18 protein-coding genes are annotated in these 21,959 nt (G+C 68.9%); 12 read left to right on the top strand and 6 right to left on the bottom strand.

The features are described 5' to 3' along the window. Positions 1-297: 297 nt before the first annotated feature. The 11 genes from ABNQ38_RS36085 (at position 298) to ABNQ38_RS36035 (ending at position 13,437) form a co-directional block, all read left to right on the top strand. Entirely contained in the window at positions 298-2,157 is a 1,860-nt protein-coding gene (locus ABNQ38_RS36085; RefSeq protein WP_377811765.1) for an ABC transporter substrate-binding protein, read from the top strand. Positions 2,158-2,162: 5 nt separating this feature from the next. Beyond that, a complete protein-coding gene (locus tag ABNQ38_RS36080; RefSeq protein ID WP_376966432.1) occupies positions 2,163-3,194 on the top strand; it encodes an ABC transporter permease in 1,032 nt (343 codons plus the stop codon). A 56-nt stretch (positions 3,195-3,250) separates the two neighbouring features. Further along, positions 3,251-4,408 (top strand): ABC transporter permease, encoded by a 1,158-nt coding sequence (locus tag ABNQ38_RS36075; protein WP_377811962.1) that lies wholly within the window; start codon positions 3,251-3,253, stop codon positions 4,406-4,408. Positions 4,409-4,676: 268 nt separating this feature from the next. Then, a complete protein-coding gene (locus ABNQ38_RS36070; protein WP_377811764.1) occupies positions 4,677-5,990 on the top strand; it encodes a glycosyltransferase family protein in 1,314 nt (437 codons plus the stop codon). Beyond that, positions 5,987-7,297, top strand: coding sequence for a glycosyltransferase family 4 protein (locus ABNQ38_RS36065; RefSeq protein WP_377811763.1), 1,311 nt, complete (start codon positions 5,987-5,989; stop codon positions 7,295-7,297). Before ABNQ38_RS36070 ends, ABNQ38_RS36065 begins: the two co-directional genes overlap by 4 nt. Beyond that, entirely contained in the window at positions 7,294-8,421 is a 1,128-nt protein-coding gene (locus tag ABNQ38_RS36060; protein ID WP_377811762.1) for a glycosyltransferase family 4 protein, read from the top strand. The genes ABNQ38_RS36065 and ABNQ38_RS36060 overlap by 4 nt, the downstream gene beginning before the upstream one ends. Beyond that, positions 8,418-9,155: a histidine phosphatase family protein gene (locus ABNQ38_RS36055; protein WP_377811761.1), complete on the top strand. Its 738-nt coding sequence runs from the start codon at positions 8,418-8,420 to the stop codon at positions 9,153-9,155. The genes ABNQ38_RS36060 and ABNQ38_RS36055 overlap by 4 nt, the downstream gene beginning before the upstream one ends. Next, positions 9,152-10,294, top strand: a complete 1,143-nt coding sequence (locus ABNQ38_RS36050) for a glycosyltransferase family protein (RefSeq protein WP_377811760.1) — start codon at positions 9,152-9,154, stop codon at positions 10,292-10,294. The genes ABNQ38_RS36055 and ABNQ38_RS36050 overlap by 4 nt, the downstream gene beginning before the upstream one ends. Continuing rightward, positions 10,291-11,055 (top strand): polysaccharide deacetylase family protein, encoded by a 765-nt coding sequence (locus ABNQ38_RS36045; RefSeq protein ID WP_377811759.1) that lies wholly within the window; start codon positions 10,291-10,293, stop codon positions 11,053-11,055. Before ABNQ38_RS36050 ends, ABNQ38_RS36045 begins: the two co-directional genes overlap by 4 nt. A gap of 243 nt (positions 11,056-11,298) precedes the next feature. Continuing rightward, positions 11,299-12,477, top strand: a complete 1,179-nt coding sequence (locus ABNQ38_RS36040; RefSeq protein WP_377811758.1) for a hypothetical protein — start codon at positions 11,299-11,301, stop codon at positions 12,475-12,477. Positions 12,478-12,591: 114 nt separating this feature from the next. After that, positions 12,592-13,437: an oxaloacetate decarboxylase gene (locus tag ABNQ38_RS36035; protein ID WP_377811757.1), complete on the top strand. Its 846-nt coding sequence runs from the start codon at positions 12,592-12,594 to the stop codon at positions 13,435-13,437. Positions 13,438-13,520: 83 nt separating this feature from the next. Here ABNQ38_RS36035 and ABNQ38_RS36030 read toward each other — a convergent pair whose 3' ends face one another. Together ABNQ38_RS36030 and ABNQ38_RS36025 are read right to left on the bottom strand one after the other, a co-directional pair. Continuing rightward, positions 13,521-15,893: a cellulase family glycosylhydrolase gene (locus tag ABNQ38_RS36030; protein ID WP_377811756.1), complete on the bottom strand. Its 2,373-nt coding sequence runs from the start codon at positions 15,891-15,893 to the stop codon at positions 13,521-13,523. A gap of 559 nt (positions 15,894-16,452) precedes the next feature. Continuing rightward, a complete protein-coding gene (locus tag ABNQ38_RS36025) occupies positions 16,453-17,076 on the bottom strand; it encodes an FMN-binding negative transcriptional regulator (RefSeq protein ID WP_377811755.1) in 624 nt (207 codons plus the stop codon). 100 nt (positions 17,077-17,176) lie between these two features. Between ABNQ38_RS36025 and ABNQ38_RS36020 the strand changes: the two genes are divergently transcribed. Further along, positions 17,177-18,715, top strand: a complete 1,539-nt coding sequence (locus ABNQ38_RS36020) for a PLP-dependent aminotransferase family protein (protein WP_377811754.1) — start codon at positions 17,177-17,179, stop codon at positions 18,713-18,715. A 25-nt stretch (positions 18,716-18,740) separates the two neighbouring features. On the opposite strand, the gene ABNQ38_RS36015 is transcribed toward ABNQ38_RS36020, so the two are convergent. From ABNQ38_RS36015 to ABNQ38_RS36000, 4 genes are all read right to left on the bottom strand, one after another. After that, positions 18,741-19,505, bottom strand: coding sequence for an amino acid ABC transporter ATP-binding protein (locus ABNQ38_RS36015; protein ID WP_377811753.1), 765 nt, complete (start codon positions 19,503-19,505; stop codon positions 18,741-18,743). Continuing rightward, positions 19,492-20,142, bottom strand: coding sequence for an amino acid ABC transporter permease (locus ABNQ38_RS36010; protein WP_377811752.1), 651 nt, complete (start codon positions 20,140-20,142; stop codon positions 19,492-19,494). Before ABNQ38_RS36010 ends, ABNQ38_RS36015 begins: the two co-directional genes overlap by 14 nt. Beyond that, positions 20,135-20,809, bottom strand: coding sequence for an amino acid ABC transporter permease (locus ABNQ38_RS36005; protein WP_377811751.1), 675 nt, complete (start codon positions 20,807-20,809; stop codon positions 20,135-20,137). The genes ABNQ38_RS36010 and ABNQ38_RS36005 overlap by 8 nt, the downstream gene beginning before the upstream one ends. Before the next feature lie 212 nt (positions 20,810-21,021). Further along, positions 21,022-21,825 carry a transporter substrate-binding domain-containing protein gene (locus ABNQ38_RS36000; RefSeq protein WP_377811750.1) on the bottom strand — a complete coding sequence of 268 codons (804 nt, stop codon included), beginning with the start codon at positions 21,823-21,825 and terminating at the stop codon, positions 21,022-21,024. Positions 21,826-21,959: the final 134 nt, after the last annotated feature.

Here is a 21,959-nt window from a genome sequence, read left to right as displayed (position 1 = left end):
AAAAATCATCCTCTCCCCCCCGGGGAGAGGGAAGGGGCCCACCGCTCTGCGGTGGGAAGGGTGAGGGGGACGCGCGGCGGCCCTTTCACAAAGCTCCTGCAACGCATCCCCCTCACCCTGACCCTCTCCCCGCTTTCAGCGGACCTCTGGTCCGCCTGTCGCGTCAGCGCAAACAAAGTTTGCGCGAGAGCGGGGGGGAGAGGGGAAACCCCCTGGAAGGTCACAACCCTTCTCCTAACCCTCTTCACCCTCACCCTCACCACACCCGCCGCCGCCTTCACGCCGCAGGATCCGCCGATGCTGCGCGATCAGGTGCGCTACGGCCTCATCCCCCCCGTCCGCCAGCGCATGCCGGACGAGCCGCTGATCGTCGATGTGGAGGGCAAGGGCCGCGACCTCGGCCTGTCCGGCGGCTGGATCCGCACCTTCATTACCCAGCGGCGCAACAGCCGCATCGCCGTGCTCTACGGCTATGCCCGGCTGGTCGGCTACACCGCCAAGCGCGAGATCGTGCCCGACATCCTGAAGGACGTGCAGGTCGTCGACGGCCGCGACTTCACCCTGACCCTGCGGGCGGGCCACCGCTGGTCCGACGGCGCCCCCTTCACCAGCGACGACATCCGCTACTGGTGGGAGGACATCGCCAACAACCCGATGCTGTCGCCGTCCGGCCCGCCGCGCTTCATGCTGGTGGACGGCAAGCCGCCGCAGGTCAGCTTCCCCGACGCCGTCACCGTCCGCTTCCACTGGGACGAGCCGAACCCCTATTTCCTGCCGACGCTGGCCGCCGCCCGGCCGCCCTTCATCTACCGGCCGGCCCATTACCTGAAACGCTACCACGCCCGCTACACCAGCGAGGCGGAGCTGGCGCCGCTGCTCGCCAAATACAAGGTCCGCAACTGGGCGGCCCTGCACAACGCGCTGGACGACATGTTCCGGATGGAGAACCCGGACCAGCCGACGCTCCAGCCCTGGATGGCGGTCTCGAAGGGCACCGGCAACCACCTGCTGTTCCAGCGCAATCCCTACTACCACCGCTTCGACCGGCGCGGCGTGCAGCTTCCCTATGCCGACGGGCTGGACGTGACGGTGATGGGCGGCGGGCTGATCCCGGCCCAGGTCGCCACCGGCAAGGCCGACCTCCAGGCCGAAGGGCTGACCTTCTCGCAGGTGCCGGTGCTGGTGTCGGGGGAGAAGCAGGGCGACTACCGCACCCTGCTGTGGCCGGAGGGCAAGGCGGCGGAAATCGCCCTCTACCCCAACCTGAACTACAACGACCCGGTCTGGCGCACCCTGCTGCGCGACGTGCGCTTCCGCCGCGCCCTGTCGATGGCGATCGACCGCCGCATCGTCAACCGCTCGCTCTTCTTCGGGCTGGCCGAGGAGAGCGGCGTCGACGTGCTGCCGGGCAGCCCGCTGTTCAAGCCGGAGCGCAAGGGGGTGTGGACCGGCTACGACCCGAAACAGGCGGCGGCCCTGCTGGACGAGATCGGGCTGACGCGCAGGCGCGGCGAGCTGTACCGCGAGCTGCCGGACGGCCGCCCGCTGGAGGTGATCGTCGAGACCTCGGGCGAGAAGCCGGAAATCTCCGACGCGATGCAGATCATCGCGGAGACCTGGCGCGACATCGGCGTGCGGCTTCTGATGCGCACGGTCGACCGCGACGTGCTGCGCAACCGGGTCTATGCCGGCCAGACGATGATGGCGGTGTGGGGCGGCTGGGACAACGGCATCCCCGACCCCGACAGCAGTCCGGAGGAGCTGGCCCCGATGACCCAGGAGAATTTCAGCTGGCCGAAATGGGGGCAGTATTACCAGACCTCCGGCAGCGCCGGCGAACCCGTCGACATGCCGATCCCGCAGGAGCTGATGGACATCGCCCGGCGCTGGCGCCACACCACCGACGAGACCGAGCGCCGCGCCCTGTGGTCGGCCCTGCTCGACATCCACGCCGACCAGATCTACGCCATCGGCGTGGTGTCGAAGACGCCGCAGCCCATCGCGGTATCGAACCGCCTGCGCAACGTCCCCGACAAGGGGCTGTGGCTGTGGGATCCCGGCGCCTATCTCGGCGTCTACCGGCCCGACGAGTTCTATTTCACCGACGCCCGCCCGCCCGATCCCGAGCCGGTCGGCATCCACCGCGGGGAGGACTGACGGCCATGCTGCGCTTCATCCTGCACCGGCTGCTGGTGATGGTGCCGACGCTGTTCGTGGTGTCGATGCTGATCTTCACCGTCATCAACCTGCCGCCCGGCGATTACCTGTCCAACCAGATCGCCGAGCTGCGCGCCACCGGCCAGGAGGCCGGGCTGGCGAAGGCGGAGTTCCTGCGCCACGAATATGCGCTCGACCGCCCGCTGGCCGAACAGTACCTGATCTGGATCGGTGTCTGGCCGGGGCCGAACGGCTTCCACGGCCTGCTCCAGGGCGATCTCGGCTGGTCCTTCGAGTTCAACAAGCCGGTGGCCGCGGTGGTGGGGGAGACGCTGTGGTTCACCGTCATCCTCAACCTCGCCGCCGTGCTGTTCGTCTATCTGGTATCCTTCCCGCTGGGGGCGCTGGCGGCGATCCGCGCCAACAGCTGGGTCGATTACCTCGCCGCCGCCGTCGGCTATATCGGGCTGGCGACGCCGAACTTCCTGCTGGCGCTGATCCTGCTCTATTACGGCCAGAAATGGCTGGGCCTGCCCATCGGCGGGCTGGTGGATGCCCAGTACGAGGACCAGCCGCTCAGCTGGGCCAAGGCCGGCTCGGTGCTGGAGCATCTGATCATCCCGACCATCGTCATCGGCCTGTCCGGCACCGCCGCCATGGTGCGCCGCCTGCGCGCCAACCTGCTGGACGAGCTGGGCAAGCCCTATGTCGTCACCGCCAAGGCCAAGGGCGTGCCGCCGCTGCGCCGGCTGACGCGCTATCCGCTGCGCATGGCGCTGAACCCCTTCGTCTCCGACATCGGCTCGCTGCTGCCCTCGCTGGTGTCGGGATCGGTGCTGATCTCCGTCGTGCTCAGCCTGCCGACCATCGGCCCGGCTCTGCTGGAGGCGCTGCGGGCGCAGGACATCTTCCTGTCCGGCTTCATCCTGATGTTCATCTCGCTCTTGGTGCTGGTCGGCATGCTGGTCTCCGACATCGCGCTCGCCCTGCTCGACCCCCGCATCCGCCTGGGCAAGGCGAGGAAGGCCCAGTCATGAAGGAAGTGGGCATGAGCGGCGACGGCATGAAAGGCCCAGTCGCGAAGGATCCGGCCATGACCGGCGGCTGGGAGCATTACGTCGACGACCGGCCTTATCCCGATCCGGCCGCGGCGGACGCGCCGGCCACCCGCTTCGACGCGCATGCCTCGACCGGACGGCTGATGCTGCGCCGTTTCCTGCGCCACCGGCTGGCGGTGCTGGGTGCCCTGTTCCTGGGCCTCTCCTATCTCAGCCTTCCCTTCGTCGATTTCCTGGCACCCTACGGCGCCAACGAGCGCGACGTGGAGCATCTCTACGCCCCGCCCCAGGGCGTCCACCTGTTCCACGAGGGCCAGTTCATCGGCCCCTTCGTCTATCCGACCACCGGGCGGCCCGACCTGAAGGACTATCGCTGGCGCTACGAGACCGACGAGAGCCGGCCGATGCCGCTGCAATTCCTCTGCCCCGGCGCGCCCTACCGCTTCCTCGGTCTGGTCGGATCGCGGGTCCGGCTGGTCTGCCCGCCGCCGGGCGCCTCGCTGCATCTGCTGGGCACCGACCGGCTCGGCCGCGACATGCTCTCGCGCCTCGCCATCGGGGCGCAGCTGTCGCTGACCGTCGGGCTGCTCGGCATCGCGGTGTCCTTCGCCATCGGCATCACGCTGGGCGGCATGGCCGGCTATTTCGGCGGCTGGATCGACGCCGGGGTGCAGCGCCTGTCGGAAATCCTGAAGTCCCTGCCGGAGCTGCCGCTGTGGCTGGCGCTGTCCGCCGCGGTGCCGGCGCAATGGTCTCCGGTGACGGTGTTCCTCTGCATCTCCGTCATCCTCGGCCTGCTCGACTGGCCGTCGCTGGCCCGCGCCGTGCGCTCGCGCTTCCTGGCTCTGCGCGAGGAGGATTTCGTCATGGCGGCGGAGCTGATGGGCGCCAGCCCGGCGCGCATCATCCGCCGCCACCTGCTGCCCAACTTCGCCAGCCACCTGCTCGCCAGCGCCACCCTGTCGATCCCGGCGATGATCCTCGGCGAGACGGCGCTGTCCTTCCTGGGACTTGGACTGCGCCCGCCGGCGACCAGTTGGGGGGTGATGCTGAACGACGCCCAGAACCTTATGGCCGTGGAAACCTATCCCTGGGTGTCATTGCCGATGCTGCCGGTGATCCTGGTAGTGTTGTCCTTCAACTTCTTCGGCGACGGCCTGCGCGACGCCCTGGATCCCTATCATGGCGACTGACCCGTCATCGCCGCTGCAAGCCGGCTGGCGGCCTGTCCGGCGCTCATATATATCACAGCGCATAGATGCGTTGCTCTTACCCGGTCGGAAGTCATATTGATGCGCGGCAAAATCCATGTGAGGGGTTCTCTCCAGGCTGGAGCTTTGCCGCCGGTGCCTGGACGACCCCGCAACCACCGGCACCGAACCGGTTCCAAAGACAAGCACAGCGATCTGTTCCGCGACGGATTGTCGGTTCCGAAGCATTGCTGAAGCGGAGTGTCCGAGCATGCACCAGCCACAGCCGCCCCTTCGGTCCCTCCATCCCGACCGGACGCCGCCGCGCATCCTGCTCTACAGCCACGACACCTTCGGGCTGGGCCATCTGCGGCGGTCGCGGACGATTGCCCAGGCCCTGGTGTCGGCCTTTCCCGACGCCTCCGCGCTGATCCTCACCGGCTCGCCGGTCGCCGGCCGCTTCGACTTTCCGGAGCGGGTCGACCATGTGCGCCTGCCCGGCGTGGTGAAGCAGCCCGACGGCGGCTACACCGCCCGCAACCTCGGCCTGCCGATCGAGGAGACCACTGCGATCCGGGCGGAGATCATCCGCGCCACCGCCCGCGCCTTCCGCCCGACGCTGGCCATCGTCGACAAGGAGCCGACCGGCCTGCACGGCGAATTCCTGCCGGCGCTGGACGAGATGCGGGCCAGCGGCAACACCCGCATCGTGCTGGGGCTGCGCGACGTGCTGGACGCGCCCGAGGCTCTCCAGCCAGAGTGGGAGCGCAAGGAGGCGGTCGCCGCCATCGAGCGCTATTACGACCAGCTCTGGATCTACGGCCTGCCGGAGGTCTACCGCCCGCTGGACGGTCTCGACCTGCCGGCGGAGATCGCGGCGCGGCTGCGCTACACCGGCTACCTGAAGCGCGAGCCGACGGAGGGCGGCGGCGCCGTCCAGGCCGCGGACTGCCCGATGACGGGCCCCTATGTTCTGGTGACGCCGGGCGGCGGCGGCGACGGGGCGGCCCTGGTCGACTGGACCATCGCCGCCTACGAAAGCGATCCGAACCTCGCCCCCCGCGCCCTGATCGTCTACGGCCCCTTCCTAGAGGATGCCCGCCGCCAGGAGTTCGCCACCCGCATCCGCCAGCTGAAGGGCAGGGTGGAGACCATCAACTTCCATTCCCGCATGGAGGATCTCTATGCCGGCGCGGTCGGCGTGGTGGCGATGGGCGGCTACAACACCTTCTGCGAGATCCTGTCCTTCGACAAGCCGTCGGTGCTGGCTCCGCGCACCCGCCCCCGGCTGGAACAGCGCATCCGCGCCGAGGCGGCGGAGGCGCTGGGGCTGCTGCGCACGCTGGACAGCGACCGCGATGGCGCCGACCCGCGGGCGATGGCCGACGCCATCCGCGCGCTGCCCAACCAGCCGCCACCCTCGGCCAGCCCGCTGCCCGGCCTGCTCGGCGGGCTGGAGCGCATCGTCGACCTGACGCGCGAGGTGCTGGCGGCCGACTCGGTTCTCCCCCGCACCACCCCCGTCACCCCGATCCGCCGGGCGGCGGAACGGCTGTCCCGCGCCATGGCAGGCAAGCGCGCATGAATTCCGGACTGGGGAAGGACGGCCGCCCTGTGCCGTCCGGTGCGCTGTCCGGCGTGCCGACCCGTTTGCCGCTGAAAGTCGCCGTGGTGGTGAAGGGCTATCCCCGCCTGTCGGAGACCTTCATCGCGCAGGAGCTTCTGGCCCTTCAGCAGCGCGGCATCGATCTGGCGATCTGGTCGCTGCGCCACCCCACCGACAGCCGCCGCCACGCCCTGCACGACCGCATCACCGCACCGGTCCATTACCTGCCGGAATATCTGCGCGACGAGCCGGCCCGCGTGCTGCGCGCGCTCGGCCGCCTGATCCTGCGCCACCCCGCCGGCCTGCTGCGCACCGCGGCGGGGTGGCTGCGCGACCTGTGGCGCGACCGCACCGCCAACCGCGGACGGCGCTTCGGGCAGGCGCTGGTGCTGGCGGCGGAACTGCCGGCCGACGTGCCCTTCCTCTACACCCATTTCCTGCACACGCCGGCGTCGGTCGGGCGCTATGCCGCGTCGATCCGCGGCATCGGCTGGGGCTTTTCCGCCCACGCCAAGGACATCTGGACGACGCCGGAGTGGGAGAAGCGCGAGAAGCTGGCCGACGCCCGCTTCGGCGCCACCTGCACCGCCGTCGGGGCCGCCCATCTGCGTGCGCTGGCCGCCGACCCGTCCCGCATCGACCTCGTCTATCACGGCCTCGACCTCTCGCGCTTCCCCGACCCGCCGGACCGCAGCGACGCCCCCGCCCGCGACGGCTCCGCCCCCGACCGCGTGGTGGAGATCCTATCGGTCGGCCGGCTGGTGGAGAAGAAGGGCTATGACCGGCTGCTCGACGCGCTGGCGACGCTGCCGGACGGGCTGCACTGGCGGCTGGTCCACATCGGCTCCGGCGACCTCAAGCAGGCCCTGCGCGCCCAGGCCGAACGGCTGGGGGTGTCGGACCGCATCGAGTGGCGCGGCGCCCAGGATCAGGCAACGGTGATCCAGGCGCTGCGCCATGCCGACCTGTTCGTGCTGACCAGCGTTGTGGCCGGCGACGGCGACCGCGACGGCCTGCCCAACGTGCTGATGGAGGCGGCGAGCCAGCGCCTCGCCATCCTCTCCACCGCCGTCTCCGCCATCCCGGAATTCATCGCCGACGGCACCCACGGCCTGCTGACCGACGGCACCCCGCCTGCCATCGCCGCCGCGCTGGAACGGCTCGCCACCGACCCGGCGCTACGACTTCGGCTGGCCGACGCCGCCTATGCCCGGCTCTGCGCCGAGTTCGGCATGACCGCCGGCATCGACCGCCTCGTCCGCCGGCTGGAGGAGGCCGCGGCGTGATCCATCCGCCCATCGCCGCCCCCCCTGTTCCTCGCATCGCCTTCTACGCCCCGCTGAAGCCGGTCGACCATCCGGTCCCCTCCGGCGACCGCCAGATGGCGCGGCTGATCCTGCGAGCGCTGGAGGCAACCGGCCCGGTGGAGGTGGCGAGCGGGCTGCGCGTCTATGACGGTGCCGGCGACCCGGCCGCGCAATCCCGCCTGACCGCCGCCGCCGCCGCCGAGTGCGACCGGCTGCTGTCGCTCTACGCCGCCGAGCCGGAGCGGCGTCCGGCGCTGTGGCTCAGCTACCATGTCTATTACAAGGCGCCCGACCTGATCGGCCCGGTGATCGCCCGCCGCCTCGGCATCCCCTATGTCGTGGTGGAGGCGACCCGCGCCCGCAAGCGCCTGACCGGCCCCTGGGCCGCCTTCGCCGCCGCCGCCGAGGCCGCCATCGAGGCCGCCGCCCTCGTCCTCTGCGTCAGCGCCCGCGACCGTCAGGCGGTGGAGGCCTATGGCCCGCCCGGCCAGCAGGTGGCGATGCTGCCCCCCTTCCTCGACCTGCCGCCGGCCCCGGAGGCCCGAGAGCGCGGCGAACCGGGATCGCCGCCCCGGCTTTTGACTGTCGCCATGATGCGGCCGGGCGACAAGCTCGCCTCCTACCGCCTGCTGGCCGAGGCCCTCCAGCTCGTGGCGGCAAGGCCCTGGACGCTCGACATCGTCGGCACCGGCCCGGCGGCGGCTGAGGTGGCGGCGCTGTTCGCCCCCTTCGGCCCGCGGGTGACGCTGCACGGCGTCTGCGCCCCCGCCGACCTCGCCGGCCACTACCGCACCGCCGACCTGCTGGTCTGGCCCGGCCTGAACGAGGCATTCGGCATGGTCTATCTGGAGGCGCAGGGACACGGCGTGCCCGTGCTCGCCATCGACAATGCCGGCACCGGCACCGTCATCCGCGACGGCGTCGGCGGCCGCCTGACCGGCCCCACCCGCCAGGATTTCGCCGCCGCGCTCGCCACCCTGCTGGCCGACCCGCCGGCCCTGCGCGCGCTCGGCCGCAGCGCCCGCGCCCATGTCGAGGCCCACCACGCTCTGACCGCAGCAGCCGAACGCCTGCGCGGCCTGCTGACCGGGCTTCTGTCATGATCCGCCTCGCTTTCCTGCGCCACGGCATCACCGCCTGGAACCGCGAGGGCCGCATCCAGGGCCGCACCGACATTCCCCTCGCCCCGGAAAGCCGCGAACAGCTCGCCGCCCTGACCCTGCCGCCGGACTGGCGCGACGCCACCCTGCACGCCAGCCCGCTGTCGCGCGCGGTGGAAACCGCCACCCTCCTCGGCAAGGGCCGCCCCGTCCACACCGACCCGCGCCTGATCGAGATGGACTGGGGCGCCTGGGAGGGCTTGCATGGCCGCGACCTGCGCGCCGACCCCGCCAGCGGCTACCGCGACATGGAGCAGTGGGGTTGGGATTTCCGCCCCCCCAACGGCGAAAGCCCCGCCGACGTGCGGGAGCGGTTGACGGCGTGGCTGGGGGACTTGCCCTCCCCCCCACCGCAACCTCAATCCCCTCTCCCCCCCGGGGAGAGGGTTAGGGTGAGGGGGACGCACGGCAAGGATCTCTTCGACTGCGCCGAACCCCCTCATCCCAACCTTCTCCCCGGGGGGGAGAAGGAGTTTCAGAACGCTTCCGACACAGCCCCCCACCTCATCGTCACCCACATCGGCGTGATGCGCGTCGCGCTGGCGCTCGCCTGGGGCTGGGACTTCCGCGGTCCGCCACCGGTGCCGGTCAAGCGCAACCGCCTCTACGCCATGGTTCTGGCCGCCGACGGCACGCTCCGCCCGGCCGGGCCCACGGAGGGGGAGCGCCTGTCATGAGGCTGCTGATCGCCGTCACCCATCTGCTCGGCACCGGCCATCTCAGCCGCGCGCTGGCCCTGGCCGAGGCCTTCACCGCCCGCGGCTGGCGCGTCGATGTCGCCAGCGGCGGCCGTCCCGCCCCTCACCTGAACAGCGGCGGCGCCACCCTGCACCAGCTGCCGCCGCTGGCGAGCGACGGCGCCGACTTCGCCACCCTGCTGGGCGCCGACGGCACCCCCGCCGCCGCCGGCCTGTTCGCCGCCCGGCGGGCGACGCTGACCGGCCTGCTCGACAGCCTCCGCCCCGATGTTCTGATCACCGAACTCTTCCCCTTCGGCCGCCGCGCGCTGGCCGCCGAGTTCGACGCCCTGCTGGAGCGTGCCCGCGCCCTGCCGCGCCCGCCGCTGACGCTGGCCTCGGTCCGCGACATCCTGGCCCCGCCCTCCAAGCCCAAGCGGGTGGCCGAGACCGAAGACCGCCTGCTGCGCCTCTACGACGGCGTGCTGGTCCATTCCGATCCCGCGCTGATCCCGCTGGAGGACAGCTGGCCGCTGACCCCAGCGATGATGCCGCTGCTGCGCTACACCGGCTTCGTCGTCCCGCCGCCCGTCCCCGACGACGGCACGGACGGGCAGGGGGAGATCCTGGTCACCGCCGGCGGCGGTCCGGTCGGCCGCCCGGTCTTCGAGGCCGCAGCCCAATGCGCTGCCTCCGGCGCCCTGCCGCAGCGCTGGCGCCTCCTGGTTGCGAAGGGTGACGCGGCGCTGGCCGACCGGCTGCGCGTCCTGGCCCCGCCCGACCGCCTGCTGGTGGAGCCGGTGCGTCCCGACTTCCGCGCCCTGCTGGGCCGGGCCTCCGCCAGCGTCGGCCGCTGCGGCTACAACACCGCGCTCGATTGCCTGACGGCCGGCGTGCCCAGCGTCTTCTGCCCCTTCGAGGACGGCAAGGAGGTCGAGCAGACCATCCGCGCCACCATTCTGGCCCGCCAGCCCGGCATCGCCACCCTGCGCGAGGCCGACCTCACCCCCGACAGCCTCGCCCACGCGTTGCGGTCCGTGCTGGGCGCCCGCATCCCGCCGCTCAGCCCCTCGGCACTGGCCGGTGCGGCGCGCAGTGTCGAGATCGTCGAAGCCCTGCTGGCGGAGAAGACATCATGACGAGCTGGACCGCCGTAGACGAAGAACTCGCCCGCTGGACCGACCTCGGCCGCCGCTGCCCGCTGTGGTTGCGCGATGACGATGCGGTCGCCGCCAGCCCGCAACTCGACGAATTGCTGAAGCGTTGCGCCCAGGCCGGCATCCCGCTCGGCCTCGCCGTCATCCCGGCCGATGCCGAACCGTCGCTTGCCGAGGCCCTCGCCGACCACGCGTGCGTCACCCCACTGGTCCATGGCTGGTCCCACGCCGACCATGCCGCCCCCGGCCGGAAGAAGTGCGAGTTCGGCCCGGAGCGCCCGCCCGAAATCCGGCAGGCCGAGGCCGAACGCGGCCTCTCCACCCTGCGCGGACTGTTCGGCGACCGCGTTCTGCCGCTGTTCGTCCCGCCCTGGAACCGCATGGCCGCTGACATGCCGGCCCGCCTGTCGGCATCCGGCTACCGCGCCGTCTCCGCCTTCGGCCCGTCGCCTGCGCCCTGTGACGGCATCGCCTGGATCAACACCCACCTCGATCTGATCGACTGGCGCGGCAGCCGCTCCGCCGTCCCGCTCGATGCCCTGCTCGACCAGCTGTGCCGCGAACTGCGCGACCGCCGGGAGGGCCGACGAATCCCGGACGAGCCCATCGGCCTGCTGACCCACCACCGCGTGCATGACGCGGCGATCTGGGACCTGCTCGACCGCCTGCTCGACCGGCTGGCCGGCCATCCCGCGCTGGAGTGGCCGGGCATCGGCAAATTGGGCGTCAGCCGTTTGGTGTGACGACGCCGCACGGTCCTGTCGCAGGTGGAGAGTGGATGTTCCGGCCTCTTTCGGAATGCCCGGCCGACAAAGGCATGACCACCACCAGAACGTGCCGAACACCCCATTACGCCCTAAGGTAAGTCCGATACGCTTTTGAAAAGAATGCAACCGCAGTCGATCCTCAAGCTCCGGTAGTCGGGCGCGGCTCACGCCGCATCGGCCACGACGATCCCCGCGAAGCACATATAAGAGGAAACGAAAGTGATCATCAATAATCTGAAGGCCGGACTTCCCTATATCGTCGGCTCCGACGAGGGCGACTATATATCCGGACGCAATTGGTATGCCACCTACTATCTGGTCAACGACATCATCATCGGCGGGCGCGGCAACGATTACATGGTCGGCAATGGCGGAAACGATATCTTCGTCTTCCGTCCGGGCGACGGCTGGGATGTCATCGCCGATTTCGACGGCAACATGCGCGGCGAGAAGGACACGCTCGATCTCACCGCCTATTCCGACATCAAGACCAGCGCGGACGTCCTTGCCCGCGCCACCGCCGACGGCGGCGACACCATCATCACACTGGCTCCGGACTCCTCCATCCGCCTGGAGGGGGTGAGCCTGTCCCAGTTCAAGACCGGCGTGGATTCCGGCTGGTACGGCCTGCTGCTCGATCCGCCGGAACACGACGCCCCGTCGGGCAATGCCATCTACCTCAACGAGACGGCCATGACCGTCGTCGAGGGCAGCGGCGGCGGCACCACCATGGTCGAGGTGCCGGTCACCCGCACCGGCGATCTGTCGGGCAGCGCGACCGTGGAATGGTCCGTCGGCTTCGCCGGAGGCCCCAGCGATCTGCGCGAGCGGGCGGATGCCAGCGATTTCGTCGGTGGGCAGAGCGCCCTCGCCGGCTCGGTGACCTTCGAGGCCGGCCAGAGCAGGGCCGTCATCCGGCTGCCCTTGTGGGCCGATGACAATGGCGAGTACTCCAAGGAGCATTTCCAGGTTTCGCTGAAGAACCCGTCCGACGGCTATGCCGTCAACCCGTCGGAGACCACCGACGTCGCCATCAGCAACGACGATGCCCCCGCACAGGTCATCGGCACATTCCAGAACAATTTCCTCGCCGGCGGTGTCGGGGACGAGCTGATCATCAGCTATGGCGGCAACGACTACATGCTGGGCGGCGGCGGCACCGACACCTTCATCTTCGGCCATGGCGACGGCTGGGACGTCATCGGCGACTTCCAGGCCGGTGCAGGCGGCGACCGGCTCGCCATCGGGCAGTTCAGCGACCTGCACTCGATGGCCGATTTGACGATGATCACGGAGGGCAACGACCTTACAATCGTGCTTTCGGCATCGGATACGGTGAAGCTGCAGAATGTCCAGGCAAGCCAGTTGACCGCCGACAACTTCCTGTTCGCCGCCTGAGGACGGGCCGGAAGGAGGGGGCGGGGCAGGGACGGGCGGCGCCTGCGGTCCGATGCCGCAGCGCCGCCTTATCCTGCACCGAATCCGCGCCGCCGCTTCAGAGAAAGACCCGCAATGACCGACCGCCAGCAGGCCCGCGCCGCCTTCGCCGACCTCCACAAGGACGGCTGCTTCGTCATCCCCAACCCGTGGGACGTCGGCAGCGCCCTGATGCTGGAGCATCTCGGCTTCCGCGCGCTGGCGACCACCTCGGCGGGGTTCGCCTTCTCCTGCGGGCTGCCCGACACCGATTGGGCGGTGCCCTGCGCGGACATGCTGTCCCACATCGCCGGCATCGTCCGGGCGACCGGCCTTCCGGTGAACGCCGATTTCGAATCCGGCTATGCCCATGACCTCGACGGGCTGGCCCGCAACCTGCGGCTCTGCGCCGATACCGGCGTCGCCGGCCTGTCGGTGGAGGACGCCACCGGCGACCCGGCCAAGCCGCTGTACGAGTTCGATCTGGCCGTCGAGCGCATCGCAGCGGCGGCGGAGGCCCTGCGCGGAACCGGCGTCCTGCTGACCGCCCGTTGCGAAGCCGTGCTGGTGGACCATCCGGCCGCCATCGAGGAGGCGATGCGCCGGCTGCCGGCCTATGCGGCGGCGGGCGCCGACGTCCTCTATGCGCCGGGCCTGCGCACGCCGGAAACCATCCGGGCGGCGGTCGAGGCGGTGGGACCGAAGCCGCTCAACCTGCTGGTCTCGGCGCCGATCGGCCTGACGGTGGCGGAGATCGCCGATCTCGGCGTGCGGCGGATCAGCCTGGGCAGCGCGCTCAGCCGCGCCGCCTGGGGCGGCTTTCTGCGGGCGGCGCGGATGCTGGCCGACGAGGGCCGGTTCGACGCGCTGGCCGGGGCCGAGCCGTTCGACGCTCTGAACGGCTTCTTCCGGACGCGGAACCGCGACGGCCGGGAAAGCTGAAAACAAAAAAAGCCGGCCCGCGTCAGTGACGACGCGGGCCGGCCCGGCAGTGCGATGGAGGTGTGCGGTAGAGAGTCTGCGCCTTACGCCGCGTGGTCGGTGATGAAGCCGGTGGCGGTGCCCAGGTTGGTGTTGTCGTGGGTCAGGTGCAGCAGGAAGTTCTCCGTGCCTTCATTGGCGGCGTTGTCGCCGGTGATGTGCACGGTGACCGTCTTGGTGGTCTCGCCCGGCTGGAAGGTCAGGCTGCCATGGGCGGCGGTGTAGTCGGTGCCGGCCTTGGCGGTGCCGTCCTGGGTCGCATACTCGATGGTGGTGGCGGTGGTGACCGCCTTGGCCAGCTGCACGGTGAAGACCGCCTCGTCGCTGCCGGCGACCGAGCCGGAGTTGCCGGAGTTGGCCGCAAGGCCCGCCTTGATGATGTTCATCTTGGTGGGATCGATGGTCTTGTAGTCGTCCTGCAGCAGGCCGCCGACGTCGCCCGATTCCGGCGTCCAGGCCCAGTAGGTCCAGTTCATGCCCTGCTGGCCGGCGGCCAGGTCGCTCTTGCCGTCCAGGTTCCAGTCGCCGTTCATGTACTTGATCAGCGTGCTGGCCCAGGTCTGCTCGGCGGCGCTGGTCATCTGGCCGCCGAACTCGCCGACCAGGATCGGGGCGATGTTGTTCTTGTAGATGTAGCCCCACATGCTGTCGTACTGGGCCGGCAGGTTGTCCGGATAGCTCGGATCCGACAGCCAGCTGAACTGCCCGACGCTCTGGCCGTAGGCGTGCGGCGAATAGACCAGCTTGTTGGGGGTGTCGAACTCGATGGGATGGTTCTTCACGCCGGCCAACGTGCTGCTCCACTCCGTGCCCTCGACCAGCAGCAGCCAGTCCTTGTTGACGGTCTGGATCGAGTTGCCGATGCGCTCGGCCGCCGCGGCCCAGTCGGTGGCCTGGTTGCCGTCACCCCAGGTGGCCGACACGCTCGGCTCGTTGTGCAGGTCGGCGCCGATCACCGCCTTGTTGCCGGCATAATGCTGGGCCAGCATCTTCCAGTCTTCGATGACCTTCGATTCGGGGTTGTTGTCGGTGTACCACAGCCCGTGCTCGTTGGTGCCGGCGCCGCCATCGTTGCGGTGGTGGTCGAGGATCACCTTGATGCCGCTCTTGCCGGCATAGTCGATGACCTTGTCATAGACCTCCAGCCGGGTCAGGCCCTTCAGGTCCGGGTTCTTCGAATAGTCGATGCCGTTGGTGACCGCGGTGCTGTCGAACATGTCGTCGGCCCAGGTCAGGCGGATGACGTTGAAGCCCAGGTCCTTCATGCTGTCGATGTGGTGCTGGTAGCTGTCGGCCCACAGACCCGACGGCACGTAGTTGTAGCCCTCGCCGCCGAACCAGTTGACGCCAGTCAGGCGGACGTTGTTGCCGCTCTCGTCGACGATCTGGTTGCCGTTGGTGTGCAGGAAGCCGTTGATCGAGCTGCTGCTCTGCACCATGCCCGGATCGGACACCGTGACGTTGCCGACCTTCAGCGACAGCGAGGTGTCGCCGCCCGTGCTGCCGCCGGTGGAGCCGCCCGTGGTCCCGCCGCTGGTGCCGCCCTTGCCGGCATCGGTCGAGCCGCCCGCCGAGCCCGTGGAGGCGGCGAAATGGCTGGCGCTCAGCTTGGCGGTCAGCGTGGCATCCCAATAGAGGTCGGTGGTCGCGCCCAGATCGGCGCCGTCGGCGGTGCGCTGGACCGACATGGCGGCGTCGGTCGCCGCCACGGTCTTGCCGTCGACGCTGACGCTGTGGACGTACAGGTTGCGGTCGGCGCCGTCGACCATGGCGTCGTTGTCGTACTTCACCTCGACCGCGTGGGCCGTGCCCTGCGTCAGGTCGGCGGTGAACTTGTAATCCTTGGCGTCGGTGCTGGTGGCCGTGCCCTCGCCGATGGCCTTGCCGTCGACCAGCACGGTGAAGTGGGCGCCTTCGCCGCCCGCCGCGTTGCCGGCGGCATTCACGGTGATGACGTTCTGCGCGGTGCCGGCGGCCGGGGCGGCGGGGATGGCGGGAGCCGCCGGGGCGGCGGTCTGGGCACCGGCATAGTAGTTGGCGGGGGTGCTGAAGGTCAGCGCGCCGTCCCACCACATGGCTTCCTGGCCGGCCTGCGTCGGCGCCGGGGCGGCATCGTCATAACGTTCGTAGATGGCGTCGGTCGGCTTCAGCGTGTGGCCGTTGACCTCGATCGACTGGACGTAAAGGTCGCGATAGGCGTCGGTCGCAGTGTCGTTGTCGTAGACGACCTGGATCTTGTGCGCCGTGTTCGCGGCAAGGTCGGCGGTGAAGCTGTATGCCTTCGACGAGGGGTCGGCCGCATTGGCCGAACCGACCTCCTGACCATCCACCAGCAGCTTGAAATGCGGCGTGACGCCATCCAGGGACTGGCCGTAGGCGTTGACGACAATCTTGCTCGGCGAGGTGGTCGTGCTCATGACTTCGATCCTATGTCCGTTGTGTTGAAGCCATGCTGGGGCTCCAATGGTTAACGAAACCTTTCCAAATCCGGTTAACTTTTCTCGAACCTTGTGGCAAATTTGGCCCAGATCGTCACAGGGGTGTTCAAGGGGGGGGGATCAGGTCAACGCACTATATCCCATCATGGTCACAGGCTTTGCCATCACGACGACAGTCTTCTTTTAATAACGCCAATATTTACTTTGCCCTTGCTGAGTTTGCACAGTTGATCTCAAAAGACATAGATGGAAGTACCCGATACGCTTCCCACATACGCGCATCATTCTTTCAAAAATACCGCGAGATGATTGCAGATGTGATCCATAAATACTGACACATTCGGGCACTGGATTGATAGACACCTGTCGGGCAGAATTACAGCCTTGGGGGTAGGTCAAAATCGCAAACGGCCTTTTTTGCCCGCAAAAAAGTTAACATTCGTGAGGGCGCGGTGTCGCGCGACCGCGGCGTTCAGCGATTTGTTAAAGGATTATGTTCCCTTTTGGCATGACATCACCCGGGCGGCGCAATCCGGCGTCATTCCGGGATAAGGGCGGCGGCCCGACGCTCCCGGTCGCATCCGCTCCTGGACAGTTCCGACTTCACATTCGCCCTGTCCGCCTCGCTGCGGTTCTGGCTCATCTTCCGCTTGGCGTCGATCCGGGCGATGGGCAGCCGCAAGCCGACGATGCCGCGCAGCTGCGCCCGGACGAAGTCGGGCGGAGCGTCGCCGACGGCCCAGGGCTGCGGGCGCGAGGACTCGTGACGGTCGGTCAGCCGCGTGACGACATCGAGCAGCCGGTCGGCATCCTCGAAGAACTCGACCGGGCCATAGGCATGGACCGCCACATAGTTCCAGGTCGGAACGACCTTGCCGTCCCGGCTCTTGCCCTCGTACCAGGACGGGGTGACATAGGCGTCCGGCCCCATGAAGATCGCCAGGGCGTCGACCGCCGGGGTCTCCCGCCACTGCGGATTCGCCTTCGCCACATGGCCGTAGAGCGTGCCCATCTCGCCCTCGTCGGCAGCGAGGATCAGGGGCAGGGGGGTGCACAGCAGCCTGCCGGCCACGGTCGTGACCAGATTGGCGAGCCCGGCGGCCCGCATCGTCTCATGGATGAAGGGCAGGTCGGTCTCGCGGAACGCGGCTGGGATATACATTGGGGCCTCCCTGTCGGGATAGGGTTTGTCGGGATGGAGTTTCCGCGAAAACTGGCCCACACTGAACAGCCAGTTTCCCTCTTTCCGACCGGTCCAGTCGATGCCCACGCTTCCGCAGCCGGATGGGGTCCGGACCATCGCCTCCCGGATCGTCAACGCGATCAGGGCCCAGATCGCCGACGGCGTATATCCGCCCGGCTCGCGCCTGCCGTCGTCGCGCGCGCTCGCCGCCGACCTCGGCGTATCCCGCACGACGGTGACGGCCGCCTATGAACAACTCGCCGCCGAGGGCTATCTGGAGGTGAGGCAGGGCGCAAGGCCGCAGGTCCCAAAAGGCCTGAGACTGGCTGGCCTGAGGCCCGATGGCTTGAAACGGGGTGACCTGAAGACGGTGTCGCCGGACACCGGCGCGCCTCCGCCCCGGCTCTCGCAGTTCGGGCGTCGGCTGGCCGGCCTGCCCATGCCCGATCCACCCGGAACCGGCGCCCCCATCATCGATTTCCGCTATGGCGAACTCGCCGCGTCGGACTTCCCGGTCCTTCCCTGGAAGCGGGCCGTCGATGCCGCCATCCTGTGCCGTCCCACCCGCCTGCGCTATGGCGATCCGTCCGGCTCGCCCGAACTCCGCTCGGCCCTGCAGGCCTATCTCTGGCGGGCGCGGGGGCTGCGCTGCGATCCCGACCAGATCGTCGTGGTGAACGGGTCGCAGCAGGGTCTCGACCTGTGCGTGCGGCTGCTGCTCGATCCCGGAGAGCCGGCGGTCGTCGAGGACCCCTGCTATGCGGCGGCGCGGGACATCCTCGCCGCCACCGGCGCCCGGCTGATCCCGCGGACGGTGGACCGGGAAGGCATGCGCACGGAACGGCTGCCGCCCGCCCGTCTGGCCTATGTGACGCCGTCCCACCAGTTCCCGCTCGGCAGCGTCATGTCCGTCAGCCGCCGCCGGGACCTGCTGGCCTGGGCGCAGTCCTGCGGGGCCACTGTCATCGAGGACGACTATGACGGCGAATACCGTTTCGACGTCGCCCCCATCCCCACCCTGCAAACGCTGGACAGGGCCCTGGATGGAACCCTGGATGGCGCAGGACGCGTCATCTATCTCGGCACGGTATCGAAAACGCTCTCGCCGGCCTTGCGGCTCGGCTATCTCGTGGTTCCGCGGCCGTTGATCCAGCCCTTCCGCGCGGCGAAGCGGCTGGCGGACCGCCACACGCCGGCCTTGGAACAGAGCGCCCTGGCGAACCTGCTCGCCAGCGGCGCCTATGAACGGCACGTCCGCCGGGTGCGGCGGCGCAACGGCGAACGGCGCGCCGCTCTGCTGGCCGCCTTGCGGACAAGGTTCGGCGACGGGGTCAGGGTGGACGGCGCCGAGGCCGGGCTGCATGTCGTCGCCTGGCTCACCCGCTTCCCGCTGAAGCGGGAGGCCATGATCGTGGCGGCGGCACGGGCGGCGGGTGTGGGCGTCTACCCCATCACCCCGCTCTACGACCCATCATCCCTGTCCGGCCGCCCGGATTCCGACCGACCGGACCATCCCGGTCTGGTGATCGGCTATGCCGGCCTGGAGGAGCATGAGATCGCCCAGGGGATCGAACGGCTGGGCGCCGCTCTCGACTCCCTGGCTAAATCTCTGGCCTGATCCCCGGCCGAAGAGGGCGCGCCGCTCAGCGCGCCTCGACCATGCCGATGAATTGCGCCAGTTCCGGCGTGGACGGCCGGTCGAACAGCTCGGCCGGCGGTCCCTGTTCGGCGATGCGGCCGCCATGCATGAAGACCAGCCGGTCGCAGACCTCGCGGGCGAAGCGCATCTCGTGCGTCACCAGGATCAGCGTCATGCCCTCCTCGGCCAGCTTGCGCACCACCCCCAGCACCTCGGCCACCAGCTCGGGGTCGAGCGCCGAGGTGATCTCGTCGCACAGCAGAACCTTGGGCGCCATCGCCAGCGAGCGGGCGATGGCGACGCGCTGCTGCTGGCCGCCCGACAGCTGCGAGGGGTAGGCGTCGAACTTGTGGCCCAGCCCGACCTTGGCCAGCGCCGCTTCCGCGGCGGCGCGGGTGGCGCCCTTGTCCTGCTTCTTCACCACCTTCAGCGCCAGCATCACATTCTCGCCGGCGGTCAGGTGGGGGAACAGGTTGAACTGCTGGAACACCATGCCGACCTTCTGGCGCAGCGCCCGCAGGTCGATCTGGCCGGGATCGACGCATTCGCCGTCCACCTCGATCACGCCGCCGTCGATGCGCTCCAGCCCGTTGATGCTGCGCAGCAGGGTGCTCTTGCCCGATCCGCTGCGGCCGATCATGGCGACGACCTGTCCCTCCTCCACCGCCATGTCGACGCCCTTCAGCACCTCCACCGGGCCGAAGGATTTGCGGATGGCCGACAGCTTCACCAGAGGCCGGCCGGTGGGGGACGTCTTAACGGGCGACATTGAGCTTCCTTTCCAGCGCCTTGGCCGACAGCGACAGCGGGTAGCACAGGGCGAAATAGATCAGCCCGACCAGCCCATAGACCAGGAAGGGCTGGAAGGTGGCGTTGGTGATCATGGTCCCGGCCTTCGTCACCTCGACGAAGCCGATGATCGAGGTCACCGCCGTGCCCTTCACCACCTGCACCGAGAACCCGACGGTCGGCGGCACGGCGATGCGCAGGGCCTGCGGCAGGATGACGTGGCGCATCTGCTCGCCGAAATTCAGGGCGAGGCTGGCCGAGGCCTCCCACTGGCCCTTCGGCACCGCCTCGACGCAGCCGCGCCAGATCTCGGCGAGATAGGCGGCGGTGAACAGCGTCAGCGCGACGGCGGCTGAGGTCCAGGCGGTCGTCTCGATGCCGATCAGCGGCAATGCGAAGAAGACGATGAACAGCTGCATCAGCAGCGGCGTGCCCTGGAACACCTCGATGAACAGCTTTGCCGCGACGCGCAGCGGCGGCACCGGCGACACGCGGGCGACCAGCAGCAGGAGCCCGGCGATCCCGCCGGAGACAAAGGCGATCAGCGACAGCAGCACCGTCCAGCGCGCCGCCAGCAGCAGGTTGGACAGGATGTCCCACAGGGTGAACTCAAGCACGCGACACCCCCTTGGCGAACATCCGCTGCCCCATCAGGCTGAAGATCCAGCGCAGGGCCGCCGCCAGCGCCAGATACAGCGCGGTCGCCAGGAAATAGACCTCGAAGGGCCGGAAATTGCGGGACTGGATGAAGTTGGCGGCGAAGCTCAGCTCCTCCGCCGCGATCTGCGAGCAGACCGACGAGCCCAGCATGACGATGACGATCTGGCTGGTCAGCGCCGGCCAGATCTTCGCCATCGCCGGACCGAGCACAACGTAGCGGAAGATCTGCGGCCCGGTCATGCCCAGGCTGGCCCCGGCCTCGATCTGGCCCTTCGGCGTCGCCTCGATGCCGGCGCGGATGATCTCGGTCGAATAGGCGCCGAGATTGATCACCATCGCCAGCACCGCCGCCTGCCATTCCGCCAGCCGGATGCCCAGCGAGGGCAGCCCGAAGAAGATGAAGAACAGCTGCACCAGGAAGGGCGTGTTGCGGATCAGCTCGACATAGGCGCCGACGACGACCGCCAGCGGCTTCACCGTCGAGGTCCGCGCCGCCGCCCCGCCGATGCCGAGCGCCACCCCCAGCACCGTGCTGACCGCGGTCAGCGCCACGGTGGTCGCCACCCCGTCCACCAGCACGGGCGTATAGTCCAGCAGGGACGAGAAATCGAAACTGTAGGCCATGTGAAGATGTCCCGTGCCGGATTGATGATGCCGGAATCTCGCGAAGCGGAAAGGATCCCCTCTCCCCCTGGGGAGAGGGTTAGGGTGAGGGGGTCGCGCGGCGAGGATCTTCAAGAAGCGCGCACTTGCTGTTCCCCACCGAATCCACCCCATGCATCCCCCTCACCCCGACCCTCTCCCCGGGGGGAGAGGGGGGATCGGGCAGCCTTACGTCACAGATCCTTCGGCAGCGGCGCGTGCAGCCACTTCTTGGCGATGTCGTTCAGCGAGCCGTCGTCCTTCACCTTGGCGATGATGGCGTTGACCTTCTCCAGGAGCGGCCCCTCGTTCTTGTTCAGCCCGACGAAGCAGGGGGAGTTCTTGACCAGGAACTTCAGGATCGGCTGGCGCGGCGGATTGCGCTCGAAGATGGCGGCAGCGACCACGTTGCCGGTGGCGACCAGCTGCACCTGACCCGACAGGAATGCGGAGATGGTGCCGTTGTTGTCCTCGTAACGGCGGACGGTGACCTTGTCCGACACGATCTTCGACAGCTCGATGTCCTCGACCGAGCCGCGGGTGACGCCGACGGTCTTGCCGTCCAGATCCTCGACCTTCTCGGCCTTGATGTCGTCGGGGCCGAAGACGCCGTTGTAGAAGGGGGCGTAGGCGGTGGAGAAGTCGATGACCTTCTCGCGCTCGGCGTTCTTGCCGAGGCTGGAGATCACCAGATCGACCTTGCCCGTGGTCAGGTAGGGGATGCGGTTGGTGCTGGTCACCGGCACCAGCTCCACCTTGGCGCCCATTTCCTTGGCGATCAGGGTGGCGGCGTCGATGTCGTAGCCGACCGGCTTCAGGTCGGTGCCGACCGAGCCGAAGGGCGGGAAGTCCTGCGGGACGGCGACGCGCAGCACCTTCTCCTTGGCGATGCGCTCAAGCGCGTCGGCTTTTGCATATGTCGGGGCGGTGGCGGTGAGACCGCCGGCCAGAACCGCCGTGGCAAGGCCGAGAGCACCCAGAATCTTCGCGAACCGCATGGCACCTGATCTCCGAACCGAAAGACGATGGACCCTCCTTTTCAAACCATGTGCCACTTTCGTCCTACGAATTCAGGTGTGCCGCAAAGGCGCGGGAATGTTACGCTTATCCCGTCAACGCAAGGAGCCGTTAC

This window comes from Azospirillum sp. A29 (assembly GCF_042604625.1).
Lineage (GTDB): Bacteria > Pseudomonadota > Alphaproteobacteria > Azospirillales > Azospirillaceae > Azospirillum > Azospirillum palustre.
Note: the sequence above shows the minus strand (reverse complement) of the source record. Positions and strands in the feature narration are given on the sequence as shown.